This is a genomic window from Desulfoferrobacter suflitae, from assembly GCF_022603395.1.
GTDB lineage: Bacteria > Desulfobacterota > Syntrophobacteria > Syntrophobacterales > Syntrophobacteraceae > Desulfoferrobacter > Desulfoferrobacter suflitae.
The window spans coordinates 95,039-120,283 of sequence record NZ_JAIBKA010000006.1 but is presented as its reverse complement, the minus strand read 5'-3'; the positions used below and the strand labels follow the sequence as shown (position 1 = coordinate 120,283).

Here is a 25,245-nt window from a genome sequence, read left to right as displayed (position 1 = left end):
CTCGTCTTGTCAGGGACGATGTGGGATCATCGGATTTGCCCGGGTCTAACGATACAGGCTCATACTTTATCATTAAAAAGCACTCCGCGCAACTCCGTAAGTTTCTCGCGCAGTTCGATTAATTCCTTGGGAGGAATCTGTCGTATCACATTGCCCGTCTCATGATTGATGACCTGTACGATGAGATCACCCGTCTGTTCATGGACTTCGAAGTTGAGCTGGATCTGGACTTCTTTCAGGCATTGTTGAATTTCCTCGGCCAGTTCTCGAGTTCTGGTTCCACTTTCCTCTGTGTCGGCGGACTTGGGAGAGCCGGGATGCCGGTCGTTTCTGGCTCTCGTTCCCTGCGCCGCCGCGGCTTTTTTTATCGGCTGAATCAGGGCTGAATCTCTGGGGTTGTGTTCATACTTCTGCCATGATTCTTGTGCCAATGCCTGCACTTCACGTATTTTGGCTTCCATATCGCATCTCCTGTTTCTCCATCCATGGCGATTCATTTACCGGACGATGCTGTCACATCCCGGCCATGCTTGCCGTCCGCCGCTGCAGCCACCCCCCCAACCGCCGGCCGTAACGTCGCGTACTGGGTCGGCGGAGGCGGCGGCACCAGCAGTCGCGCAGCCTGTTGCGCCAGACCCCTCGCCAGATCTCGCCGCCCCTTGGCGTGTTTCCCGCTGATGGTCGTCCAACCCAGATCGATGTCTTCCCCCGGATGCGAACCGGCACTCTGCAAAAAATTCCAGAGCAGCTGTCCGGAACGGGCATCGAGGATTTTCACGTTGATATCCAGGCGGTTTGACAGCACTCCGGAGCCGTCCAGCAAATAGACAACCTCGGCCAGCATAATCAAAGAGCACTGTTCGTGCCGTCCCCACCACACTGCTTCGCTTTCGTCGGCGACTTTGTGCGGAATCATGATGACCTGCCTGAATACTCCACTGGCCATCAACTCCTGCTGGTAGATGGCGGCCAAATCCCGGGCGACCGGGTCGGCATAAAAGGGAGTCTTGAAGGGCAATATGCCGATTGTGGCAAAGCCGAAACAACGTGATTCGGCGCGCGCAAATATGTTTACCGACGCACAATCCACCGGGCGTGCCGCCTCCGTTCGAAAGGTTGATGCACAACCCGTCGCCATGCCGGCTACCAGCAGGAGCAAAAGAATGGGTGCCGGCAGTAACAAATGGGGGCTTCGTGAAAGGTGATTCACAATCCGGTGTCTCCTTCCTTGGGTATTGTGCGCCAGGGGAACCGCCCTCGCCCTAATCATACGGAGCGTTAATCTAATGAGCCGACCCTATGGTATGCCAGCGCCTGTTTTCTCTTTTGGGTGACGGCCGCAAGAAATCCAGCCAATTGCTCCTGGCTGGCGCACATGAGGTGCATCAGCTCTCCTGTGCGATTGCTGGCCTGTTGCACCAGTTCCAGCAAGCCCGGATCGTTGCTCAGCCCGAGTTGCCGTAGCTGTGCCATGATTGCCCGATGTTCATTCGCCAACTCTTCAAGTTTTTCGCTTGTATCCTGTTCAATGGCGATGGATAGGCGGCGGGTCACATCCAACAGTTTTTCGTAAGCGCAACGATGCGGGTCTGTCACGTTCGCTTCTCCTCTAACGATCTCGAGATAAACCATCGCACTGTCCTCAAGCGCGCATGCAACCCTTGCCAAACCCTCACACTGCCACATTCAACGGCCGGGGTGCAGGCCGCGCATTGGTGTGAAGCGCCGGGGCCGGGTTATGGTTATGCCGCGCTGCCCCTTCAAAACCTTCACTGATGGTGATCAGCACCTTTCGCACGGCGGCCAGGGCGGCGTCATCGTTTTTCAAATTGGCTTCGGTGATGCTTGCCATCGCCCAATGATAGAGTACGTGGAGGTTCTGCGTCAGGTCGCCGCCAACCTTACTGTCCAATGCGCAGTCCAGTTCCGTTATGATGGCCAGGGCTTTCGAGATGGCTTCGCCTTTCATTCTGGGGTTTTGCTGCCGGATACCTTCCTGGGCAAGCTCCAAATATTTAATGACACCTTCATACACCATCAACAATATCTTTTCCTTGTTCTGCATGGTATTTACCGCTACAGAACTGTATGCAGCGTAGCCTTTCGGTGTCATGAAGTCGTCTCCTTTCTTAAGATGGATTTTGTAAGTCCACGTCAGGTTTGTTGCACAAACTGAAAATTGAGATCCCCAGCCGCTGTTTCCTCCACTTCTACTCGTCGGAAAGTGCCCTTGCGCTCCTGCGCAGCATGCTTTGCATCAATAATCGGCTAACCGCGGCCTCGACTTTAAAGATATTTCCCCCTGCAGGTTAATGCCCACGATGTCCGGGCCGCTGCCATGCAGACAAATTTTTCTAAAGGTTTTACCGCAGATGCCGATAAGTAAGGCAACAGCAAAACTTGGCCGGAGAGGAGGAGCGCAGCAGGTAAGGCCTAAACAGAAGGGTATCAGATTTTTTTTAAGACGACACGACAAAGAGGTGAGGACAGGAAGTCCTAAACCAGACATTCAAGGAGGAATGAATCATGGCACTTACAACGAACACCAACGTTGCCTCATTAAATGCCCAACGCAATATCACCAAAACCCAAAGCTCACTGAACAAAGCGCTTGCCCGCCTTTCTTCCGGTCTGCGCATCAATTCGGCCAAAGACGATGCCGCCGGTCTGGCTATCTCCAACCGGATGACGGCAAAGATCAGGGGATTTAACCAGGCGATTCGCAATGCCAACGACGGCATTTCCATGGCGCAGGTAGCTGAAGGGGCCATGGATGAGGCCACCAACCTATTGCAGAGAATGCGCGAGTTGGCGGTTCAGGCCGCCAATGGCTCCAACAGTGCAGAGGACCGGGTGGCCTTGCAGAAGGAAATGGATCAGCTCTACTCAGAGTTGGATCGTATTGCCTCCTCAACCGAGTTCAACGGCAAGAAGCTGCTGGACGGCACGGCCCGATCCATGACTTTCCAGATTGGAGCGGATGCGGGCCAGACTCTCTCCTTTGGAATCGGATCCATCAAGTCTCAAAGCCTTAATCTCAATGGATATTCTAAACTGGGGGACCTCAATGGCGGCAGAGTGGGCGCGGAAGTTGCGACAACGACGACATTTGACGGGACTAATGCTGGAGAGATTGAGGCCGGTGAGGTGCTGATCAACGGGAAAAACTGGAGTGGCGCCACTGAAACCCTGGATGGCGCCGATGACGCGGCAGCCATCGCCGCTGCAATAAACAGTAATACCGGCCAACATGGGGTTCAGGCTACCGCGTATAATGTCATCGAAGGCAATGCCGTAGCGGACGATGGTACGGTGAAATCGATTACGGTCGATGGAACAACCGTACAAGCCACCACCCAGGGCGACCTTGTCGAGAAGATCAATCGCGATGTGGCGGGAGTCACCGCCATGCTCAACTCGGATAATTCCATCACCCTGAGCAATGAAACCGGTAATGACATTGCCATCACCGCATCCACCGGGACCGGGCTTTCTACCGGCACGTACACGGGTTATGTATCTCTGAGCAGTTTGAGTGGCGAGGCCATCGCCATTTCAAGCGGAACAACCGAAGCGACTTCGAACAAAGAACTGGGCCTGAAGGCTATTCTGGCAATGGGCTTCACGCCCACAGCCGCTGGTTCCCAGCAGGCCGAGGGACAGGCTGTCTCTACCGCCAAGATCACCGCGTCCTCCGATCTTCAGATCAACGGTGTTCAAGTCGGCGCATCCGCTTCTGCCTCAGCTGCCGACAAAGCAGCCTCCATCAATGCTATCAAAGGCCAGACGGGGGTCGAGGCCAAAGCCTACACGGAAGTGACTCTCGTTTTCAATGCCGATGTTTTGGGTACCGCCGCAAATGCTCAGGCCATTAACATCAATGGCACCGATGTAGATCTTTCGAGTGCAACGACCTTAACCGATGTGGTCGATGCGATCAACACGGCGGTTTCGGGGATTAGCGCATCGGTAACAGAGGACGGGCTGCTGAAGCTGCGATCTGAAACCGGCAATGACATTGTAGTCCTTGATGACGATGCTGCGGGTACTGGCACCGACGATTACCTGGGGGCCATGTATGATCAGACGGGAGAAGAATTGGTCAGTGATGTGACTACCGCCGAAACTGCCAAAGGGAGCATCGCTCTCACGAGCACCACCGGGGCCGATATCCGAGTCACCGGCAGCGACGCGGACATCATCGGCTACACCGCCACGGGAGGCTCGGAAGCCGCGGTGGGAACCGGCTTGGATGTGAGCAATGTGCGTAACGCCAACAATGCCATCAATCGTCTGGACGAAGCCATTTCCAAGATATCTGAATACCGCTCTGTCCTGGGTGCTGTTCAGAACCGGTTCGAATCGACCATTTCCAACCTGGCGAATGTTTCCGAGAACCTGTCCAATGCCCGTTCACGCATCATTGATGCGGACTTTGCTGCGGAAACTGCTGAAATGACACGCTCACAGATTATGATGCAATCGGGAATAGCCATGTTGTCTCAAAGTAACCAACTGCCGCAGATGGTCTTGTCTCTGTTGCAGTAACCCATAGGTAAAAAATGTCTCAAAGGATCCGGCAGGGGCCCCTCCCGGATCCTTTGTAACAGGGCAGGAGGATGGGCATGGGAATCTCTGTCGGCGGACTCATTTCAGGTTTGGGTACCGAGGATATCATCAGCAAGCTCATGGAGTTGGAACGGCGCCCGATTCTGAAACTCCAGCAGCGGGAAGCGGACTATCAGCTCCAGCTGACCACTTACGGTCAGCTGAGAAGTGCTGTGCTGGATTTCCAGAGCAGTGTTGCGGCATTGACGGAAGCACCCGGCTATACCGATTTCAATGCTGTTTCTTCGGACCCGGCGATCCTCACTGCAACCGAGACGGGGGACGCAAGTGCAGGGAGCTACTCGATACAGGTGCATCAGCTGGCGCAAAACCAGAAGCTCAAGAGCTCCGCTTTTGCTGAAGGAGAGGCCGTTGGAGAAGGGATTATACAGCTCCGGGTCGGCAATGGCGAGGCGGTTGATATCGCTGTGTTGGCAACAGATACTCTATCCGATGTGGCAGAGGCCATTAACGAGGCCGATGTCGGGGTGCGCGCCAATGTCATTTATGACGGAACAGATTACGTGCTCTCCCTTTCGGTTCAGGAATCCGGTGAATCAAATAGGGTTGCCCTAACAGTGACAGAAAGCGGAACGACTGCAGAAGACCCCGCAAACTTTGACTCGACCGGTCTTTCGAGACTGGTTTACCAGGCCGCCGGGACCCAGAACCTGATCCAGACGCAGGAGGCATTGGATGCTCTGATCAGTGTTGATGGAGTTGATAATATCAGGCGACCCAGCAATATTTTTGAAGATGTGATTTCGGGAATAAGCATCACTCTGAAGGCGGAGTCGGCCGCCGGCGTATCTGTTACAGTCAGCCGTTCAACGGTGCCGGGCCGCACCAAAATCGAGAATTTCGTTAAAGCATATAACAATTTTGTAGATTTTGTAGCGGAATACCAGGGCTATTCTGAGGAAACGGGAACCGCAGGAAGGTTATTGGGAGATTCGACCACAAATCTTATTCGCAATCGCTTGCGGCAGAGCCTCTCGGTCTCCTTTTCAGCAGATGAAGGCTATCAACACCTGTCGGAATTGGGGATCAGCTTTCAAAAGAACGGCAAACTCGTCATCGATTCGGTGAAACTGGGTGACGCCCTGTCAAACAGAATCAACGATGTCATCAACTTTTTCACCCGGGGAGATGATGGCGGGAATGGTTTTGCCCAGACCCTCTCAGAACAGCTCGATTCGATGCTTTCGACCAACGGAGGTATTCTCGCTGCTCGCACCAGCGGCATAGAGAAGTCCATCAGCAAGTTGCAGGACGATGTCGACACTCTGCAGTCAAGACTTGCGCGCATCGAAGAGCGCTACCGAAAACAGTTCAACGCCCTGGAATCGCTCATCGCTGAATATACCACCACGGGAGACTACCTGACCCAGCAGATTGACGCACTACAAAACCTGAACCGCGCCATATCCAATCGTTCTTAGTAGCACCCCGCAGCTCGCTCATCAACCCACCAGGTCGATTTGCTGGATGCTCTTGACCGCGCCGCTTTCCTCCAGGTAGATCCCGCTTGCCCTCACTTGGCCCTGCAGGTTATGGGCGGCGTCCTTGAGGTCGAACGGGGTGTGGACCGCCACCAGAGATATGGCGCCAACGCCTTTATCCTTAAGCGATTCCAGCTTATCTTTGCCTGCCTCGTCCCGGCTCCAAACGGCAAGTCGATGGAAAATGGGGTCATTTTCATCGATCCAGAGATTGCCGTCGCGGTCAAACTGGGCGAGTTCCTTGAATCCATTTCCGCTACTCGGACCAAACAGCTCGCCGCCATCGTTGATCGTGCCGTCGCAGTTGCGGTCGAACACCAGCAAGCCGCTCCCGGAGCTCAGCAGAGGCACTTGTTCCTTGCGGCCGTCCCCATCCAGATCAAAAGCAAAGGTCATGTTTGAGAGCTCTGCCGCAGTTCCCTCAAAATTGAGCACCAGAGGATCGGTCACAGGCGTGCCGCCCGCTGCGAAGGAGAAACTTTCCCGGTGATAAAATTCGCGGCTCATCTGCAGGTTCAGGGAAAAAGTGATTTCCTGGCCATCGGCGGTCAGGACGGATCCACGGGCTGAGAACAGAGCTTCCTCATATTCGTAGTGAGACGTTGTCCGGCTGTAGGTGACGCCCCAGTCTACCTGAGAGCTTCGGCTGCCAGCCTGCTGCGGTTGTACGGGGGCGGCGTCGGGTCCGTCCAGCCAGGCGCGCACATCCGCCAGATGAATCTTTTTGCCGGTTATGGCTTCAACGATGCTCTTGAGCAAAAGCAACCTGCGATCGGTATGGCAGCATTCGGATGATTTCCGCACTTCGGAGGAATGTGCCTGGTTGGCGCCGTGGCGGCCGGGAGAGAATCGCCTGGGGCGGTTGCCCGACAAAGTAACGCGATCATCGCCCGTCGCAGCGTGCCCCGCCTGTGGGGAGCGGGCCGGCAGCTCTTCCGCGCCGGTCCTGGATGCGGACCTGGACCAGAGCCGCACCTTTTCCTGGCTCTCTTCCCTGGTAACCCGGGTGTGAGCGGAGCTCAAACGGAGTGTGGAGGAAGCGATTTTCATCTTGGTCTCCTGATATGACAGGTTGACGCATGGCGGCGATAGTTGTGCAGGCGGCAGAGTCACGCATTGGAGGTGCAGAGCCGCTGATATTTTGGCAGTTCACGCGGATCGATGGACCACTGCAGGGCCTGGCGGTTCTTGGCGTTGAACAGCAGCGGCCCGGTAAAATGGGGCCGCGGGATGTTCTTGCGGCGGTCAAAGGAGATCATGACGAGCACCACAAGGTCCTCTCGATCCTCCAGTTGCAGATGCCGCAGCTGGCTCTCCGGTATCTGATAAGTGACCCCCACCACCTCGGGAGGAGAGACGATAAAGGCCACCTGTGGATCATCGACGGACTGCAGCCATTTGAATGGCCCTTCGCGGTGATCCAGCAAGACATATTTTTTGAGATTCTCAAAGCCGGGTATCCCCCAGGGGAAATGAATCACTGCGTCACGGCTTAATTGCAGGATTCCAAATCGCGCTGTTTCAATCCGCATGATAACTCTTCAACCATTGGCAGAATGTAGATTCGGCAATTTTGCCCGTAACCCTCTGCTGAATCCTGAATTTGATGCTCGAAGTTCTCTCCGTTTCTCTTATAACCCCTGCTTTTCATCATCCACTTCGTCGCGCGCCGAGCTCTTCGGCTGCAGCAGATCACTCAGGCGATCGATATCGCTCACGCTCATGCACACGGCCTTGCGGTTCTCCTGCCGCATCTTGCGGTACAACTCTTCACGATGTACCGGAATGTGGCGCGGACTGCGGATGCCTACTCTCACCTTGTTCTGTTCCACGGCGGTGATGACAATTTCTATGTCGTCGCCGATGCGGATGGATTCTCCCGTTTTTCTTGTGAGTACCAACATGGCTGCTCGTCCATGGATGTCTATGGTTTTCGATGCTCATGGGCATTCCAGAGAGAATCATCATAGCAGAAACCATCAGGGCTGAGCAAAACCATCAATTGCTCAGAAACTGTTTGACTTCCCGCAGGGCTACTGCCAGGTCCGCCAAATATTTTTGTGCCATCAAGGCAGTGATGCCGAGTTCGACAAAAGCCTCATCCTGGTTGGGCTGCATGAAGCCGTCCACTCCGCATCCCACTCCCAGGGCGGAGACCATTCGGTTGGCAACATAGATGAGGTGCACCAAATGCCGGTGCCTGGGTGCCTGGGTGGGACGATGATGATGCCCGATCGCCATGACCACTTCTTCGGGGAAGCGCCAACGACGCGCGATGCGCATTCCCAGTTGCTGATGGTCCAGGCCGAGCACCTGCCGTTCGGCATCGAGAAAGCTCACATTCTGCTCCCGGGCCAGACGAAAAATGGAATCGAAATACGTTTCAACATAGTAGTTCAAAACGGTTTTTCCGACATCGTGCAGAAGCCCGGCGGTATAGGCGGCAACAGAGTTGTTCCAGCCAAGCCCGGCAGCAACGATCTCCGTCATCAACGCAGTGGCGATGGCATGCTCCCAGAGCTCCCCTTCCATCAGGTCGTATCCTGCCGCCCCGCTTTTGAAATAGCGGCTGGAACTGGCCGCCAGAATGACCTTGAGCAGTTGCTGCTCGCCCAGTCGAAGCACCGCCTCCTTGACCGTGCCGATGGAATATCGGCCGGCATAATAGCTCGATTGACTGAGCGCCAGTAACTTTGCAGTGATGGCCTGATCGTATTGGATAACCGCTTCGATTTCGTGGACAGGGGCGGCACGACGGATCAGCGGAATCACCTTCCAGATGACGTCCGGGAAAGGGGGAATGGACTCCGAAGCTCGAATCAACTGCTCGACGTCGGACTGCGATGGGGGCTTGGCCATAAGATTCTTTTCCATCCTGTGATCACTGCCATACACCTTCAACTTACTACCCTATCGAACCGGTTCGTGCAAAACTTGAAATCTTTCTGCAGGCGGGAATATTTTTCGCGGCCGGAACTTGACGATGGGTGCCTCCCGCCGTCCGCTTGTATCATGGCCTCGGGGCTGGCGGGCATCCAATCCTGAACCCTTGCGAGCCCCAACGGGATTGCCGCCGCCTTGGCGGTACTGCTCGCAATTGCCGGAAGGCCGCGCAGAAAATCGACCGGCTGCGGAGGGCAGATGGATCGGGACATGAGGGATGCGTGCACAGGCGTTGGCGTTGGTCATGCCGAACCGTCAAACATCTGACGATGACAAAAAACCGCCATGGGCGCCACTGCACCCGGTGCCGAAAAAGATCCCAATGGCAAGGTATTTGCTTAACACTGTCGATGTTTGTCAAGATAGCGCACTCAACCTGTTTGGATCGACAAGTGTGGAGTTGGCTGAAGCAGACAGGCATTTGTCATGGACCCGAGTTGAAATGGTTACATCAGCACGTCAGCGGGTGAATCGATGAAAACGCACAACATTCCTGCTCCCCATACACCAGATGAGGTTTCTGCCGGACGAGCCAGGTCCGTCGCTCCAGGGAGCGGCGGTTTCGAGGCGATGCTGAAACCGATGCAACTGACGACATCGAGCAGTGTCAGTGACCTGATCGGTTCCAGGGAAACATCGAACCTGCCGTTATGGAAACCGAGGGCGAATCCTGCTGCGATCAATTCACATCAGGTGATTGCCGCCTATGATTCCAAACGTTTCTATCCCCTCGGGGGCAGGCAGGAATCGGGTCGGCCGGGGGCTAAGATCGGAGCGCAAAATCAGGCCAACGAGTTAAGAGGATTGACGGCACGGGGCGGTGAGGACTCCTGGAAGACGAAAGGGCGGATCACCAAATCCTCTCAAAGCAATCCCTCATTTTCCAATTTTATCAGCAAAATCAAAAACTTTTTCGGTAGGCTGTTGACCCCGCACGCCTCCGCCTCCGAGGTGTCACCCAGTTTGCCAGCGGCCGCGGGACCTCAGTCGCAGTCTTCATTTAAAGCGACGTCCATCGGTTCTTTCTTCAAGAACCTTGGCAATTATTTGACCACCGGCAAGTGGGGCCGAGCGGCCGAGGACCATCTGCAGGAAGAGGTCGATGCCAGCATCGGCAGGTCCCAGCAGAGTGAGCAGGCAGTTTTTGCCGCAAAGGGTGGGCAAATTTTGCCCGGCATCGGCGCTGTTGATGGACAGGAGACCGCCGACCAGCGGGAGCGTGCAAAGATGCGGCAGCAATTTCGACGTATCGCCCGATTGCCCGCGAGCCGCGCCAGTTTGCGAAGATTTCCACCAGCCGGCGGCGGCAGCCGCGCAGGAAATCTCAGCATCAGCTCCAGGTTGGTGGAACACCAGGGCTTGACGGACAAGATCCATAAAGCCATTATCGATTCGGCGGTGCGCTATCAACTGCACCCCAATCTCATCGCCTCCGTCATCAATGTGGAATCCAACTTTTACCCGCGCGCCGTTTCCTCCAGAGGCGCCCGCGGACTGATGCAATTGATGCCGGCGACCGCCGCGGAGCTGCGTGTGCGGAACAGCTTCGACATCGAGCAAAACATTGACGGGGGCTCCCGCTACCTCAAGAGCTTGCTGGATGAGTTCGGTGGCAGAGTGCACCTGGCTTTGGCAGCGTATAATGCCGGGCCCGGTGCGGTGAAAAGGTATGGAGGGATACCCCCATACCGCGAAACCAGGCATTTTGTGCGCAAGGTTATGGCCAACCTCTAGGAGGCTGTCCGTGGATTCCCTCTCCTGTGCGGAAGAGGGCCGGGGTCAGGGAGTCAGTGCTTGCGACTTCACCCCCTTGGGATGGCAGTAAAACAGACTTTGAGCTGGTTCCTTCGGCTTTGAACGAATATGCCGACTAGTCACGAGAAAGCATCACAGCACGATTTTGCGATACTGGGAGTGAGCTCCAAAGCTTCTCCAGAGCAGATCAGAAAATGTTACCGCGAGCTGGTCAAAAAATGGCATCCGGACCACTTCCAACAGCGCTCGCCGCAGGATCGGCAAATGGCCGAGGAGAGATTGAAAGAGCTCACGGCGGCGTACCGGCGTGTTTCACGCAGTTGGATTGCGCAAGGAACAAGGGCGGAGAAGCCGCGGCAATCCGAACCATGCTCCCGGGAGGCCCCTTTTTCCGCAAAGCCGGCGGCGGCTAAATCCGCTTCCGCCGGGGCGCAAGCTTCTCGACAAGGTGGGCAGGAAAAGGCCAAAAGCAGGGTTTTGGTGCCATCCAAGGAGCACTTCATCGGTTATGCTGTGCTGTTACTGGTACTTCTTTTGACAGTGCTGGTCACTAACTTCTTACCTCACAGGAAGCCGCACCCGGTGCATCCCAATCCGCAGGGAAAAATCCTGCAGACCGATCCGCGAAAGGTCCGTCCCCAACAGCAGGCAGGGGCACCGACACCTGCCGGTGCGCCCTCCCGGCAGTCGTCCGGGACTGCCGGCCGGAGACAGGAGAGTGCCCCGCCGGCAGCGCAACACGTTGCCCCAATCGGCTATTTCAGCGTGGGCTCCAGCCAGGCGGAGGTGCTGCAGATTCAAGGACCGCCTCAGAAGATCCACGGGCAAACGTGGGTCTATAACTTGTCCGAAGTGAAGTTCAAAGACGGCCGGGTAGACCGCTACAACAATTTCGACGGTTCCCTCAAGGTGCGCCTGTTGCCCTCTCAGCCCTCGACGGCCGGCGCCGCGTACTTCACCCTCGGCTCCACGCAAGATGAGGTGCTCGTGGCCCAGGGGACGCCCACACGAATTTCACACGACACGTGGTACTATGGCTTCAGTCAGATCCGCTTCCGGAACCGGGTGGTGGTGGCCTATGACAACTTCTTCGGCAACCTGAAAGTGCGTATGCCGCCTTCCAGGCAGCCTGAGGCCGGTGCGCCGGTATCGTTCTTTACCGTGGGTTCCGATGCCGATGAAGTCCTGGCGGTACAGGGCACGCCCACGAGTATTCAAGGCAACATGTGGTTTTACGGTTTCTCGAACATTCTATTCCGAGACGGAAGAGTAGAGTACGTGTTCGATACCAGCGGACATTTGCGTTTTCGGGAGCCCGATTCTTATTGAAGTTCTGTATGCCGGTGCGAAAGGGGGAAAACATGGGAGAAAACGGCAAAGCTAAGAATCTACTGCTGGGGCTGGGAGCGGATTTGCTGGTGCGCATCCAAGGGATCGAAGCCCGGTTGAGGAGCGTCCTCGTCGGTGTGAAGCCGGATGAGTACCTGATCATAGAGACCCCCAGAACCAAGGGTATCGAGGCGCGACTTGGCATCGGCAACCGCGTGACGGTCATTTTTATCTGGGCGGGTACCGTGCATGGCTTTAAATCGTCCATTATCGGCACCATAGAAAAACCGGCAAAGGTGATGTTTATTACTTTTCCCGAGAAAGTTGAAACCCATGAGCTCAGACAGTCCCAGAGAATAAGTTGCTATTTGCCGGCGACCATGAACCTTGCCGGAGATGACGCCGCCTATGACGGCGTCATCCTGGATATCAGCCGGCTGGGGTGTAACTTTACTTCTCTTGTCATTCCCAGGCAAAAAGCCAATTTGCTTCAGCTGGGGGGCACAGTCGAATTGACATTCGAAGTGTTTGGCGTCGAGGGTAAAAGGACGCTCACTGCAGAAATAATGAATCTCAACCTGGACGATCGAACCGCCAGCATTGGTGTGCGCTTTGACGCGGTAGATGATGAGCTGCAAAGAAAAATTGACAGTTATGTGGAGTGCGTCACCGAGCATTTCAAAGTCTAGGAGAATGCCCGAGACCCCCCTATCCCTCAAGGGCCGCAAGTTGCCCTGCAGCGATCGTCCGCTGAAGCGGTACGGTTTTGCTAAAGATCATGGTCTTATTTGCCGATAGAAAGGAGATGCCGAGTCCGTTCGTGGTTGCCGGGATCAAGGCCGCGCGTTGAACCGATCGCCTGTGGCCGCCCTCTAGGCCAAATGCGGCCGAAGATGCTCGGGTACCATGATGGTGACCATCGTTGCGAGAGGGAAGTGCCCGTGAATGATGGCAAAAAATCCTTAGCGTCTTGTTTCTTTATGGTGCTGTTGTGCCTGCCTGCGTTTGCTCTGGCCGGGAATGCCGGGCAATCGCCCCTGACTGCCTATGACGTCGAGATAGGATCGGTGAGGTCCTACCAGGTGCCTCTTGCCATCATCAAGAAGTTCAAAAAGGCGGGCGTACCCGTATATTCAGTCCCTGAAGGCGGGAATGTGCGGCTCGTTGCCGATACAAATACCTCGCGCCATGGTGCAGAAGTCTTTGTGGAGCGTTATTTGGGTGAAGGCAAGGGAACTCCGGTTGAGAGCAGACTGGATGTCGCCCGGAACGGGGCGGTGGTGCGCGCCGGCATCTATCCCCCCGGCCAGTTGTACGTGTACAGTCCCAAGGATGATCGCTCGGCGAGGGACAAAACATTCAAAAAAGAGCGAGATACGTCGGTCTCGAGGAGGACGGTTCGAGACCTTGCCGCTCTGCCCTCCGATCCGAACAGCCTGTCCGCAAACGAACTGGCCGCACTGCCGCCGCACCCCGGCCGGCTCTCGGCACGGGAGCTCAGTCGACGGTCCCGCGACGCTCCCTCTGTTGGGCAGGAACCCCGGCCACATCGCGGGGTGCCCGCTCCCGCCGGCACCGAAGACCTGACCGAGCTGCTTGCCGGCAATGAAAAAAAGTTCAATCGGGCCACCTTCATCGCAGTCATGAGTGAGTACATCCGGCGTGAATACAAGCGGGGTTCTTACGGCAGCGATCTGCCCGCGCTCAATCGAAAAGGTGCGGCTTACTACGCAGCCTGGATCTATGATGCTGCAACGCTTTACCAGTTGGATCCGTTCCTGATGATCGCCATTCCGAATCACGAAACCAACTTCATGAATGTGAACGGGGATTGGAATCATTTCACCAACGGCGTGCGGAACCACTCGGAGGGTATATTTCAAATGCTCAAGACCACGCAGGTTGAAGTGTACAACGATATGAAAGAGCGCGGCGTGGCCCATTTGGTCAGCTGGAGGCCGGGCCAGGATCTCAAGAAATTTCCGCGCGACCAGGCATATATGGCGGCCCATTTCCTGAGATTTTTCTGTTCCGCCCATCCCAAGAACTATCAAAAAGCACTCACCACCTACAATGGCAGTCCTGCCTATCCTCCCAAAGTCATTCAACGATTGCGCAACGCCAAGAGCTTCTTCCTGCAGCATATCTCGTGATTACCGGCAGTGCGCCTGACGTGACCCATGTGTATGGCGCATACAGCGCCCCGGGACACTCTCGACTTGCATTGCCTGGACATTGAAGAGCTATTCGTGCCTCGCTGTGTTGCCAATTTGGTCTCGGTTTTGCTTCTACCCGAGGTGTCTCACTAGGCTTTACACCCTAACTCAATTCTCGGACAGTCTGCGCCGGGGTGCGGGAAAAGACTGCCGTTGCAGTGGTAGAAAGGGAACAGTTCAATGGGCGTGGTAGAACGTATTTCCGAGATCATTATCGAGACTCTGCACGATCTTTCGGCCAGCCAGCAACCTCTGACGATCAGATCCATGAGTCGGGCGTTATGCGCCAGAGAGGATTTCGAACGGTTGTTGGCTGAGGGTTCCAGCGGCAACGGGAAACAACCGAAGGCGTCATGCGGCGCATGCCGCACCCGGGCCGATGACAGGGATTCCACGGAGGAGATGCGCAAGCAGGAAAGCAGGACGCTGTGGGCGGCGGAAGAGCTCCACAGGCAATATGTGGAAGGCCAGGAATTCACCAGGCGTGCTCTGCTCACGCTGGCAAACCTGCTGGAATGCGAAGAAAGCGAGAATGTCGGGAAAGCCCTTGCGGAGCTCAAGAGCAAACTCAGAGGTGAAATCGCCTTGGACTCTCTTGAAGAGTGCCTTCAAGCCCTTAAACGTGCGGTGCTGCAGGAGGACTTCAAGGCTGGCGGCAGGAGTCACAACCGAAACGGCTTCTGGAAAAAATTGCTCGGGCGCGATGCCAGCGCAGGGCAGCCGCGAGAGGCCACAGAGCTGGACGGTCAGCAGATGCAGCAGTTGTATGTGGATATTTTGAGTTCACTTCCCCTGCAAGACAGTGAAGTTTTTTCGCGCCGGCGTGACCAATTGCTGCAGCGGATCTGCGAAACTCGAGGTGTCCGGCAATTGTTCTCGTTAAATGAGCAGGTGATGGCTATCATTGAAGAGTTTTCCGCGTCCATAGCAGAAGAAAGATCCCTGCTCACCGCCTTCATTGGCGATTTGGGCGTCAATCTTTCGCAGATTGAACGACAGATTGCGGCTTCCTTCTCGATGGATGCCGAGTCGCAAGATTCAAGTCGAAAATTCAACAGCCTGCTCGACGGGCAGATAGAAGAACTCAAGCGCAACGCCCGTAGCAGCAGCACGCTTGTCGAGTTCAGGGGATTTGTCAATTCCCGCCTGGCTTCGCTCAAGGATATTCTGGATCGCAAGCGCAGGGAGGAGGAACGGCGCTGGCAGGCGGCCATGCTGGAAAAACAGGCGCTGGAGCAAAATCTGCGGCACGTCCGGCAGGAGATAGAGAACGCTCGCTCTCGAACGACGGCTTTGGAACGTGAGACACTGCTGGATCCGTTGACCGGCATTTACAACCGGAGAGCATACGAGCAGCGTCTCAAGCAGGAGATGCAGCGCTTCAGCCGCTACGGTCACAGATTCTCACTGCTGCTGTTTGACGTGGATCACTTTAAGGGCATCAATGACCAATACGGCCATGCAGCAGGGGACAAGTGCCTGAGGGAAATGATCCAGCGCTTCAGGCCGATTCTGCGTGGGTCGGACTTTATGGCGCGTTACGGCGGAGAAGAGTTCGTCGTCCTGCTGCCGGGCGTAGACCGCGAGGGCGCCTACCTGGTGGGCGAGAAGCTGCGTCGCACGCTTGCAAACATTCGTTTTCGCTGGCGAGGCAAAAACATCCCTCTCACCATCAGTGTCGGCGTTTCCCAGGCATGCCCCGCAGATAAGGATGAGGGGGTTCTTTTTCAGCGGATCGACAGGGCCCTCTACCAGGCCAAGCAGCTGGGCAGAAACAGGACGGTGGCAGTGTGATCCGCGAGGTGGAGTGAGGGCTCGCAAAGAGCCTGCAGCCCCAATGCCGGGAACAAATGTTCCTTTCCAGCTATTTTTCACTCAAGTTGGTCACCCCTCTTCCCGATACTAATTCAGAATACTTTGTGCGCTGCAGGCAAGGTGTTCCACATGGTGAATTGTTGGTTTTGATCAGCACCCCGGGGAGGTCTTCAATGCTCAAAAACATCCAGCTCAGTACCAAGTTGATCGTTAGTTTTGCTCTGGTTGCACTCATTTCACTGGTTGTCGGCTTCATAGGATGGAACGCCATCGGCAATCTGGGCGGCCACCTCGATGCAATTGGCAGGGTGCGCCTGCCGAGCATCGTGAGTTTGCAGGATATAGAAAAGAATATGGAAAGCGTGAGGGTTGCGCAGAGGACCCTGCTCGATCCCAACCTCGACAGTGCTGCCCGACAAAGGCAGTACGACAATATTGCCGAGGCGCGGAAGGGCTATGAAAATGCCTGGAAGATTTACGAAGCGCTGCCGCAAACGGATGAAGAAGCCCGGTTGTGGCAGCAGTTTGTGCCGGTGGTAGGCGCGTGGAAAGAGGTCAACAATCGCTTTTTCACGTTGACTAAAGAGTTGGAAAGTTCGGGCATTACCAACCCGCTGGAATTTTCCCGCCGGCTCGAAACCTTCCGCGCTGATCATTACCGGCTGTTGAGTGATTGTTTTGCCTTGATTGTGAACGGTAAAGCTTTCGAGGGGGGAGAGGACCCGACTGCCTGCAATTTCGGAAAGTGGATGGCGGGTTTGAAGATCGACAATCCAACCCTCACGGCAGCGGTTGAAAAAATAGGGTTCTCCCATGCCCATTTTCATGAGTGCGTTGCCAAGGTCAAGCAGGCCATGGCCAATGGAGACAAGCAGGCGGCGGCCATTGTGGTGAGCGGTGAAATGATGCCGTCCGCCGATCTGGTCTTTGCTGAATTGCGCAAGATGCAGAACGAGGCTGCCAGGGCAGGCGAGCTCTACCAGGCTATGGAGCAGGTGGCGATGGAGGATTCCCGCGAAAAGCAGGTGGTGGCACTCGGACTGCTGAAAAAGCTCAGGCAGGTCAACGCGGATGCCGTCAAACAGTCCATGGGGGCCGCCCGGCAGGATTCCGACAGCTCCCGCTGGTTTGCCGCCGCCGCCATGGTTGCGGGCACCCTTTTGGCACTTGCGCTCGGTATCATTCTGAGTCTTTCCATCACGCGTCCGCTCAACCAGGTCATTTCCGGGGTCAGTGAAGGGTCCGAACAGGTCGCTTCCGCTTCCACCCAGGTATCCTCGGCAAGTCAGCAACTGGCCGAAGGGGCCTCCGAGCAGGCGGCTTCACTGGAGGAAACCTCGTCCGCCCTTGAGGAAATGGCCTCCATGACCCGGCAGAACGCAGGCAATGCCAAGGAAGCCGATGCGTTGATGCGCGAGACCTTCAAGATCGTCGACCAGGCCACTCGGGCGATGGGGCAGCTGACCACTTCGATGGCGGACATTTCCAAGGCCAGCGAAGAAACCCAGAAAATCATTAAGACGATCGACGAAATTGCCTTCCAAACCAACCTGCTGGCTCTCAATGCAGCGGTTGAAGCGGCGCGTGCCGGGGAGGCGGGGGCCGGCTTCGCGGTGGTTGCCGATGAGGTGCGCAATTTGGCCATGCGTGCCGCTGAAGCCGCCAAGACCACCGCCGATCTCATTGCCGAATCGGTGAAGCGCATCGGTGAGGGTTCCGACATCACCAATGATACCAACCAGGCCTTTCAGAAGCTGGCCGAAACTTCCAAGCGGGCCGGCGAGCTGGTCAGTGAGATCACTGCGGCTTCGGAAGAACAGGCCCAGGGCATCGAACAGGTCAATCGAGCCATTGCGGATATGGACAAGGTGGTGCAGCAGAGCGCCGCAAACGCCGAAGAGACGGCTTCTTCCTCTGAACAGCTCAACGCCCAGGCCGTTCAAATGAAAGAGTTCGTCGGGAAGCTCACCGCGCTGGTGGGAGGAAACGGCGGGCAAGGGGCGAAAACCGGGAAAAAGAGCCGGCACCAGCAAACCACGCAAGCGTTTGCTGTGCTTAAAGAAAAAACAGTCGGTGCAGCAGACAACGGCAGAAAAAGGGTGGCGGACAGTCGCTCACCCGCGATTCGGCCGGAGCAGATGATTCCGTTCCAGGAATCGGATTTCAAGGATTTTTAGTTCAAGGCAGAGCATGCCGCAAACATTCGGGAAATGACCTGAGGTTGCCTGGAGTGCGGGCAGCTGCAGCGCCAGGCTCAAGCCATCAAACCATCAAAAAGGAGGTCCGGAGAGCTCATGCATAGATTGTCCCTCAAGGTGAAACTGATTGTCGTCTGCGTGGCATTGACTGCTTTGCCGGTCCTGCTCATCGGAGGATTCAACCTGTGGCAGCTCAATTCGTTTTCCGGCAACGTCCTGAATCTTTCCTATTCGGGATTGGAAAAACAGGCCCAGGAAAGTCTTTCCAATGGTCTGCTGGCCGATCAAGAAAAAATAACCGCATTGATCGATAAGGCTGAGAGCAACGTATTACAGCTGGCGGCTTCCGCCAATATGAAGAATTACCTGGATTCGACGGTGGGTAAGAATGAGGTGCTCAACGAACTGGCCTCCAGAGAAGTGCACCGGATCGTAGCGGGACTCATCGACAGCTGCATTATCCAGCAGGATCTCCTGCAACGGCAGTTGAACGGCAACCTGGCGGTCATCGCGCATCTGGTCGAGTCTTATGGATCGCCCACACGGACTTCTCTCTCCTCCAGTTGGACGGCAATCGATCAACACACTCAAACGCAGCAGCAGATTACCCTGCCGATTCTCCAGCTGGGCGAAATCTATTTCGATCCTCATCGAGCCCGGGCAAAGCATGTGCCTGTCGTCGACGATGTGGAAAAACTGGCTGGAGGGACCTACAGCATTTTTCAAACAATCAATGCGCAGGGGGATATGCTGCGAGTGGCCACGAGTGCTCGCAACGCCGACGGCACGCGCGCCGGCGCGATATTCATTGCGGCGATGGGAGCGGACGGCAGGCCGAACCCCGTTCTGGAAAAAGTCATCCATGGAGAAACGTACCGGGGCAGGGAGCTGGTGGGCGATGATTGGTACACTGTGGCTTACCAGCCGCTGCACGACCAGACGGGGAAGCTGACGGGCATGCTGTATGCCGGACTCAAGGAACAGCAGAACAGCCGCTTGAACGATAGTATAAAGAGTCTCAAAATAGGCCGGTCGGGTTATCCCTTCATCATGGATTCGCAGGGGTACCTCATCATGCACCCGCGTGCCGATCTGGTGGGGAAAAATGTCATCTCGGACCTCAACCTTGGAATTTTTTCAACGATACTGAATGAACGAGAGGCTGGTCAAATCAAATCATTGTCCTACCAGTGGGAAGGCAAGGACAAATTCGTTTCTTACGGATATTTTCCCGCTTGGGACTGGATCGTTTGCGCCAGCGGCTATTGGGAGGAATTTTCGCAGCAGGCGGCGGAGGTTTCCATGGCGCTTTTGAAATCCGAAATGGAAGCGCTGCATGATACCAGCCACATTGAGACGGATGGCAAAAGAATTCCCGTCTATAACCAAATTCGCTATGTCGATGAGAACGGCAAAGAAGTGGTCAACCTGAAGCAAGGACATTTCTCCGAGAGTTTGGGGTCCAAGGCTCAAGAGGGTTGGTTCAAAGCCTGTTTGGACCTCAAGAGCGGAGAGATGTTTAATTCCGGCGTGGTGCTTGCCGCCAATACCGGCAAACCGGAGATGCGCTTCGCCTGCCCCGTCCATCAGGGAGAGACGTATAAAGGGGTCGTTGTGTTGAACCTTGATTGGAGCCTGGCCTGGCAGTTGCTCAAAAATCATGTGTACGGCAAGACCGGATATTCCTACATCATCAACGAGGAAGGAGTGCTGGTCAGTCACCCCAAGTACGACCTCACCAACCCTGTCAACATCGGCAATGCCGAATACGGGGAACTGGCCGAAATCGTGAGAAATAAGATGCTCGCCGGTGAACAGGGTGTCGGCACCTACACCTTCGAGGGGTTGGATAAGGAGGTTTCCTACGCGCCTCTGCGAGTTGGAGAAAGGATTTACAGCATTGCCGCAACCTGCCCCCTCAGTGAATTTTTCGAGATGGCGGACAGCATCAAAGCCAGCGCCCAACAGGAAACATCGCGCCTGAGCTGGATTCTTGCCATTGCCATTGGCGCGATGGTGCTCATGGGAAGCCTGGTTGGGTTTTTTTCCAGCAACAGCATCGCCAAGCCGCTATTGCGGATTGTGGGAGGCATGCGCGAGGGAATTCAGCAAGTCTCGGCGGCTGCCGATGAAGTCTCTTCCTCCAGCCAGTCGGTGGCCGAAGGGGCTTCGCAGCAGGCCGCCTCCATCGAGGAGACTTCTTCCGCTTTGGAGGAGATGTCCTCCATGACCAAGAGGAATGCAGACAACTCCGATCAGGCCAACACCCTGATGTCCGAGTCGGCACAGGTGGTGCAAATTGCCAATACTTCCATGCACGACCTTACCCGGGCCATAGAGGAGGTTCGGCAATCCAGCGAAGAAACCCAGAAGATCATTAAAACCATCGATGAGATCGCCTTTCAAACAAACCTGCTCGCTTTGAACGCGGCGGTTGAAGCCGCCCGCGCGGGTGAAGCGGGGGCCGGCTTTGCGGTGGTGGCCGACGAGGTGCGCAATCTCGCCATGCGCTCGGCGGAAGCGGCCAAGAATACGGCGATGTTGATCGAGGGCACGGTACAAAGAGTCCGGGGTGGCTCCGAACTGGTGAAAAAAACCGCCGAGGCCTTCTCCAAAGTCAATATGACTACCAACAAAGCCGCCGAATTGGTTGCCGAAATCACCGCTGCCTCCAAGGAGCAAGCGGTGGGGATCGAAGAAGTCAACAAGGCGGTGAGCGAAATGGATAAAGTCGTGCAGCAGAATGCCGCCAATGCGGAAGAATCTGCTTCTGCGGCTGAAGAGCTCAATGCCCAGAGCCAGCAAATGAAGGATTATGTTGGAGAGCTTGAGCAGGTCGTTGCCGGAAATGGCAGAAAGACAAAGTCCGCCAGGTTGAATAAGCACGCCTATGGGGCCGCCCGGGAGTTCAGACCAAAAAGCGTTATGGATGATCTTGACGGCAATGGGAACGGGCTGAAGGAAAGGAAAAACAGGTTTGTGTTGAAAAAGACCGGGCCTGATGAGTTCTCTTCCCGACCGACCATCCCCCTTGAAGATGATGCACCGGACCGGTTTTAAGAGGGTGTCCATGGGCTTTCTCTTGTAAGGGAGAGGCTTGAGGCGTGGGCGTATCACCCTCCCGCGCCCGACCTCTCCTCCTCGATGGAAAGAGGGATTGGTGATGCGTGGACTGTCTCCCACGAGGCCGATCCGAAAATGCTTTATGCTCTGTAGCGGCGGGGTTTTTCCCGGCCCGTGCAGGTTCGAGGAAGGGAAGCCGACTGCAGCTCTGCTCAATGACAGGATTTTCTAATTGAAAAAAAAATTGGTGATCATCATCGGCGGGGAACCTGAAGGAACCATGCTTCGTCGCTTGATGGCAGAGCATGATCTTGATGCGACGGCGTTTGGCAGCGGAGAGGAAGCACTCCGCTACTTCGGCCTGGGGGAGGTGCCCGATCTGATTGTCACAGACCTCCATCTGCCCGACATGGACGGCCGACGCCTGTGTCGCTTGCTGCGCTCTTGGCGCTACCGGCCATACCACCGTGTTCCAATAGTGGTTGCGGTGCCTCGGGTCACGGACGAATTGATCGCCACAATGGTCAACGAGGCCGGGGCCGACGCCTTGTTGCCGCAACCCCTGGATGATAAAGCGTTCATGCGCAAGGTGCACGGGCTGCTCCGCAACGGAAGAGCCCATAGTGCTCCGCGGGTTTTGATCGTCGATGACAGCAGGACCCTGGCACTGCTCTTGAAGCAGGCTTTTGACGACCGGGGATACCATGCCGACACCGCCTATGACGGTCGGCAGGCTTTGGATAGATTGAATGAGCGGAGCTATGATTGGGTGGTTCTCGATTATCACCTGCCGGACATGCGGGGAGATACCATCGCAGCGCTTATTGGTGAAAAATGGCCGCGCACTATAGTCATAGTCATGACGGCTGATTCCCGCCCCGATCTCGCCTGTCACTGCCTGCAGAAAGGTGCCGCCGCCTTTCTGCAGAAACCTTTTGATTTAGCCGTTCTCCTGGAGCTCTGCAGCACAACCCGGGAGCCGTCGAATCACCAGTAGCCTCGTCGCGACACCGGCCGCGCTGCAGCACTCCGGCAGCTGTCCGTACAATCCGGAAAAGTGCTCCGGTACCGTCTCCCACCGTTATTTCCCCATGGATCCGGTAAAGCATCGGGTAAAAAACCACAACGACAAAAACATCCTGCAGGGCGTAAACGGTCACAGGTCGATTCCCGGGGTGCAGTTCCGTCGGTGGCACATATTTTGATAGATGCAAGGTGGTGGAGTGATTGGATGGTCCTGCTCTGTGCTCGCCACGGGATCGCGCAGACCGGACCCGAGCGGAATCATGTCAAAATTGTGACGTTGGGTTGATTGCATGGATATCCTGACTACTGTGGCTCCGTACCACGCTTTGTTGACCTTCGAGCAGGTCTCCATTACGGCGTGGGGTGTTTTTGCGCTGCTGGCCTACTTTTCTGTCTCAGTAGCCGTCCTGTGGCGCTCCTGCAGCAAGATGGCTCGATCCGTCGACCGCATCGCACAGGATTTTTCTCCCTCGGTTATCGCCGCAGATCCGTTCCTTGGAGAATCCTGGGACAACTATTGGCGCACCTTCCTGCGGGAAAGCGGCAAACCCCGCAAGACCTGTGAAGATGCGGAGAATTATTTCAATGCGCAAACCTTGATTGATCCGCACCTGAACCTGCGCTACTGGCAGGCGGTGCCGGCGACTCTAGTGGGGATGGGCATACTTGGAACCTTTGTCGGTCTCACGTTCGGCATCTCTGCTTTTGACGTGGATTCCGTCGCTAAGATTCGGCAGAGCATTGCGGCGCTGCTGGCGGGCATGAGCACGGCCTTTGTGACCTCGTTGTGGGGTATGCTGCTGTCCATTCTGTTCGGCTGGTTTGAAAAGGGGCAAGTGAATGGCATTGCGGTGCGCATTCAGCGCCTCTGCTCATCCATGAACAGAGAATTTAAAATGACCCGGTTGGACGAATTGAGACTGGCCAGGGACTATCAGAAGGAGACACTCGAACCGCTCTTCCTGGTCGCATCGGACCAGGGGGGTCATAAGACCCCGGGAAATATCCTGAGTGAGTTGCTGCAAGAATCGATCGAGCACAAGCACAAACTCGAATCGCTCGTGCGGGTGGTTCGCTTCACCTCGGCCTCGTTCTCTTCAAACTTTCACGCAATAACCGCGCAGGTGGAGGCACTGGCCAAGACTTTATCCAATTTTTCCGGGCAGTTTCATGAGGTCGTCGCGCAACTGCACTTACCGGTTGACGAGACCAAGTCTCGCCGTCACGGGCCGGCCGCGATTTTCGAGCAGGCTTCCGCACGCCTCTTGGAGGAAGTCCGCCAGGTCATCTCTTTGCAAAAACAGGCCATGGACAATTTGGCGGCGAAGGTGGATGAGCAGGCTCTGGCTTCTTACAGCCTGGTTCGTGAGACATCGAAGGTGAGCGTCGAGCAGATTGAAGCCCTGACACGATGTTTCCATGACAATCTGGCCGGAATCCTCGACCGGCAGGAGCAGCACGCCCGCACTGTGGAAGATCTCATTGCCCAGTCCAAGTCGCTTGTTGATCAGGGGAAGGAGCTCACCCAAGGTGTTGATTCCACCCTGGGGAGAGTGACCAGCGTATTGCAGTCAATGGGGGCAGTCTCCGTCCAGATCCTGCAGAGCAGCGACCGGTTGAAGACCGGCAGTGATACGCTCCATACCGCCAGCAGGCACCTGGAGAGGTACGGTGATCGCATGCTCCATCTTAATCAGAGTACCTTTGCCAATCTGGAGATGCTGTTGAGCAGGGCCGAACAACTGGCCTCCGACTATGTGCATCAGTTTGAAAGCATTCGGGCAGGGCTCAATGGAATCTTTGCGCAGATGCAGGAGGGCCTCTCCGACTATCAAAAAAGCACCCGCACTTCACTCAATGAATACCTCGGGCAGTTTGCCGACCAGCTGGCCAGAGCGGTCCAATCATTATCGGGAGGAATAGAAGAGTTGAACGAGGTATTTGGCGAAATAGCAGACGCCAAAGTCAGGCTCAATTAGTTTTTCAGAGCAACATCAGCCGTGAGAGGGTCTCCGTGTAGCATGTCACAAAAATCCAGATCATTGAGCATCTCGCATCACCGGGACAACCCCTTCTCCCTGTCTTTGGGCGATCTGATGGCAGCACTGACGCTTATTTTTGCGCTGCTCATGTCCGCCACCTTGCTGCAGTTGGAGTCTGATCTGAAGCTGAAGAGGGAACTGGCCGTTCGGGAAGAGCAAACCGCCAGAAAAATTCAGCTCATTGCTCACACCTATCGCCGGCTCCAGGATGAGCTCTATCAGGACCTGAACCGGGAGTTTAGGGAGGAGCTCAATGCCTGGTCGGCGGTTATCGATAGAAAGTCGCTTTCCATTCGCTTCCGGGAGCCGGAAGTATTTTTCGGCCGTGGGGACACACGCATAAAGGAGACTTTCAAACAAATTCTCAATAGTTTCTTCCCCAGGTACATCGCCCTGCTGGCACAGCCCAGATATCGCGCTACCATCGAAGAGATCCGCATAGAGGGGCATACTTCCAGCGAGTGGAGCACGGATGTGGACGCGCAGACCGCCTACATAAGGAACATGAGACTCTCCCAGGACAGAACCAGAAGTGTGCTGCAATATTCGTTGGCGCTCATCGCTGATCCCGCACTGAAGGAGTGGGCACGCAGCAAGATAACCGCCAATGGATTGTCATCGAGCAGGCAGGTCATGGTTGATGGATTGGAGGACAGGGAGGCTTCCAGGCGAGTCGAGTTTCGAGTGCGCACCGACGCCGAAAAGCGCATCGGTGAAATTTTGAAAACAGCCAAATAATACCAGTTGT

General features: G+C 55.7%; 20 protein-coding genes. 12 read left to right on the top strand and 8 right to left on the bottom strand.

The window, feature by feature from the left end:
• Positions 1-59 precede the first annotated feature (59 nt).
• From K1V27_RS11890 to fliS, 4 genes are all read right to left on the bottom strand, one after another.
• Entirely contained in the window at positions 60-461 is a 402-nt protein-coding gene (locus K1V27_RS11890) for a flagellar protein FlaG (RefSeq protein WP_258930218.1), read from the bottom strand.
• A gap of 32 nt (positions 462-493) precedes the next feature.
• Complete coding sequence (locus K1V27_RS11885) at positions 494-1,210, bottom strand: hypothetical protein (protein WP_258930217.1); 717 nt, start codon at positions 1,208-1,210, stop codon at positions 494-496.
• 68 nt (positions 1,211-1,278) lie between these two features.
• The gene (locus K1V27_RS11880) at positions 1,279-1,632 is read right to left on the bottom strand and encodes a hypothetical protein (protein ID WP_258930216.1); all 354 of its coding nucleotides are present in this window, start codon (positions 1,630-1,632) and stop codon (positions 1,279-1,281) included.
• 40 nt (positions 1,633-1,672) lie between these two features.
• Entirely contained in the window at positions 1,673-2,113 is a 441-nt protein-coding gene (gene fliS / locus K1V27_RS11875) for a flagellar export chaperone FliS (protein ID WP_258930215.1), read from the bottom strand.
• A gap of 413 nt (positions 2,114-2,526) precedes the next feature.
• Between fliS and K1V27_RS22630 the strand changes: the two genes are divergently transcribed.
• Positions 2,527-4,548, top strand: a complete 2,022-nt coding sequence (locus K1V27_RS22630; RefSeq protein WP_309574013.1) for a flagellin N-terminal helical domain-containing protein — start codon at positions 2,527-2,529, stop codon at positions 4,546-4,548.
• Between the two features lie 77 nt (positions 4,549-4,625).
• Entirely contained in the window at positions 4,626-6,050 is a 1,425-nt protein-coding gene (gene fliD / locus K1V27_RS11855; RefSeq protein WP_258930214.1) for a flagellar filament capping protein FliD, read from the top strand.
• A gap of 21 nt (positions 6,051-6,071) precedes the next feature.
• Here the strand turns inward: fliD and K1V27_RS11850 are convergent, their stop codons facing one another.
• The 4 genes from K1V27_RS11850 to K1V27_RS11835 form a co-directional block, all read right to left on the bottom strand.
• Entirely contained in the window at positions 6,072-7,160 is a 1,089-nt protein-coding gene (locus tag K1V27_RS11850; protein ID WP_258930213.1) for an SPM autocatalytic domain-containing protein, read from the bottom strand.
• Positions 7,161-7,219: 59 nt separating this feature from the next.
• A complete protein-coding gene (fliW, locus tag K1V27_RS11845; protein WP_258930212.1) occupies positions 7,220-7,642 on the bottom strand; it encodes a flagellar assembly protein FliW in 423 nt (140 codons plus the stop codon).
• Between the two features lie 99 nt (positions 7,643-7,741).
• The gene (gene csrA / locus K1V27_RS11840) at positions 7,742-8,014 is read right to left on the bottom strand and encodes a carbon storage regulator CsrA (RefSeq protein WP_258930211.1); all 273 of its coding nucleotides are present in this window, start codon (positions 8,012-8,014) and stop codon (positions 7,742-7,744) included.
• 94 nt (positions 8,015-8,108) lie between these two features.
• Entirely contained in the window at positions 8,109-8,969 is an 861-nt protein-coding gene (locus K1V27_RS11835; protein ID WP_258930210.1) for an HDOD domain-containing protein, read from the bottom strand.
• Between the two features lie 558 nt (positions 8,970-9,527).
• On the opposite strand from K1V27_RS11835, the gene K1V27_RS11830 reads away from it, so the two are divergent.
• From K1V27_RS11830 to K1V27_RS11785, 10 genes are all read left to right on the top strand, one after another.
• Positions 9,528-10,787, top strand: coding sequence for a lytic transglycosylase domain-containing protein (locus K1V27_RS11830; protein WP_258930209.1), 1,260 nt, complete (start codon positions 9,528-9,530; stop codon positions 10,785-10,787).
• A gap of 129 nt (positions 10,788-10,916) precedes the next feature.
• Positions 10,917-12,137 (top strand): J domain-containing protein, encoded by a 1,221-nt coding sequence (locus K1V27_RS11825; RefSeq protein ID WP_258930208.1) that lies wholly within the window; start codon positions 10,917-10,919, stop codon positions 12,135-12,137.
• Positions 12,138-12,145: 8 nt separating this feature from the next.
• Positions 12,146-12,826 carry a flagellar brake protein gene (locus K1V27_RS11820; RefSeq protein WP_258930207.1) on the top strand — a complete coding sequence of 227 codons (681 nt, stop codon included), beginning with the start codon at positions 12,146-12,148 and terminating at the stop codon, positions 12,824-12,826.
• Positions 12,827-13,078: 252 nt separating this feature from the next.
• Positions 13,079-14,290: a hypothetical protein gene (locus tag K1V27_RS11815; protein WP_258930206.1), complete on the top strand. Its 1,212-nt coding sequence runs from the start codon at positions 13,079-13,081 to the stop codon at positions 14,288-14,290.
• 243 nt (positions 14,291-14,533) lie between these two features.
• Positions 14,534-16,147: a GGDEF domain-containing protein gene (locus K1V27_RS11810; RefSeq protein WP_258930205.1), complete on the top strand. Its 1,614-nt coding sequence runs from the start codon at positions 14,534-14,536 to the stop codon at positions 16,145-16,147.
• Between the two features lie 194 nt (positions 16,148-16,341).
• The gene (locus K1V27_RS11805) at positions 16,342-18,345 is read left to right on the top strand and encodes a methyl-accepting chemotaxis protein (protein WP_258930204.1); all 2,004 of its coding nucleotides are present in this window, start codon (positions 16,342-16,344) and stop codon (positions 18,343-18,345) included.
• A gap of 117 nt (positions 18,346-18,462) precedes the next feature.
• Entirely contained in the window at positions 18,463-21,426 is a 2,964-nt protein-coding gene (locus K1V27_RS11800) for a Cache 3/Cache 2 fusion domain-containing protein (protein WP_258930203.1), read from the top strand.
• A gap of 235 nt (positions 21,427-21,661) precedes the next feature.
• Complete coding sequence (locus K1V27_RS11795; RefSeq protein WP_258930202.1) at positions 21,662-22,426, top strand: response regulator; 765 nt, start codon at positions 21,662-21,664, stop codon at positions 22,424-22,426.
• 319 nt (positions 22,427-22,745) lie between these two features.
• Positions 22,746-24,434 (top strand): hypothetical protein, encoded by a 1,689-nt coding sequence (locus K1V27_RS11790; RefSeq protein ID WP_258930201.1) that lies wholly within the window; start codon positions 22,746-22,748, stop codon positions 24,432-24,434.
• 42 nt (positions 24,435-24,476) lie between these two features.
• On the top strand, positions 24,477-25,235 hold the full coding sequence (locus tag K1V27_RS11785) for an OmpA family protein (protein ID WP_258930200.1): 759 nt from the start codon (positions 24,477-24,479) through the stop codon (positions 25,233-25,235).
• Positions 25,236-25,245 lie beyond the last annotated feature (10 nt).

What these genes read in the sequence shown, in the direction of transcription:
- K1V27_RS11810 (WP_258930205.1), top strand. Translation starts at nt 14,534, where the DNA reads ATGGGCGTGGTAGAACGTATTTCCGAGATCATTATCGAGACTCTGCAC.
- fliD (WP_258930214.1), top strand. Translation starts at nt 4,626, where the DNA reads ATGGGAATCTCTGTCGGCGGACTCATTTCAGGTTTGGGTACCGAGGAT.
- K1V27_RS11785 (WP_258930200.1), top strand. Translation starts at nt 24,477, where the DNA reads ATGTCACAAAAATCCAGATCATTGAGCATCTCGCATCACCGGGACAAC.
- K1V27_RS11880 (WP_258930216.1), bottom strand. Translation starts at nt 1,632, where the DNA reads ATGGTTTATCTCGAGATCGTTAGAGGAGAAGCGAACGTGACAGACCCG.
- K1V27_RS11790 (WP_258930201.1), top strand. Translation starts at nt 22,746, where the DNA reads ATGGATATCCTGACTACTGTGGCTCCGTACCACGCTTTGTTGACCTTC.
- K1V27_RS11850 (WP_258930213.1), bottom strand. Translation starts at nt 7,160, where the DNA reads ATGAAAATCGCTTCCTCCACACTCCGTTTGAGCTCCGCTCACACCCGG.
- K1V27_RS11830 (WP_258930209.1), top strand. Translation starts at nt 9,528, where the DNA reads ATGAAAACGCACAACATTCCTGCTCCCCATACACCAGATGAGGTTTCT.
- fliS (WP_258930215.1), bottom strand. Translation starts at nt 2,113, where the DNA reads ATGACACCGAAAGGCTACGCTGCATACAGTTCTGTAGCGGTAAATACC.
- K1V27_RS11890 (WP_258930218.1), bottom strand. Translation starts at nt 461, where the DNA reads ATGGAAGCCAAAATACGTGAAGTGCAGGCATTGGCACAAGAATCATGG.
- K1V27_RS11825 (WP_258930208.1), top strand. Translation starts at nt 10,917, where the DNA reads ATGCCGACTAGTCACGAGAAAGCATCACAGCACGATTTTGCGATACTG.
- K1V27_RS11835 (WP_258930210.1), bottom strand. Translation starts at nt 8,969, where the DNA reads ATGGCCAAGCCCCCATCGCAGTCCGACGTCGAGCAGTTGATTCGAGCT.
- K1V27_RS11820 (WP_258930207.1), top strand. Translation starts at nt 12,146, where the DNA reads ATGCCGGTGCGAAAGGGGGAAAACATGGGAGAAAACGGCAAAGCTAAG.
- K1V27_RS22630 (WP_309574013.1), top strand. Translation starts at nt 2,527, where the DNA reads ATGGCACTTACAACGAACACCAACGTTGCCTCATTAAATGCCCAACGC.
- K1V27_RS11800 (WP_258930203.1), top strand. Translation starts at nt 18,463, where the DNA reads ATGCATAGATTGTCCCTCAAGGTGAAACTGATTGTCGTCTGCGTGGCA.
- csrA (WP_258930211.1), bottom strand. Translation starts at nt 8,014, where the DNA reads ATGTTGGTACTCACAAGAAAAACGGGAGAATCCATCCGCATCGGCGAC.
- K1V27_RS11805 (WP_258930204.1), top strand. Translation starts at nt 16,342, where the DNA reads ATGCTCAAAAACATCCAGCTCAGTACCAAGTTGATCGTTAGTTTTGCT.
- fliW (WP_258930212.1), bottom strand. Translation starts at nt 7,642, where the DNA reads ATGCGGATTGAAACAGCGCGATTTGGAATCCTGCAATTAAGCCGTGAC.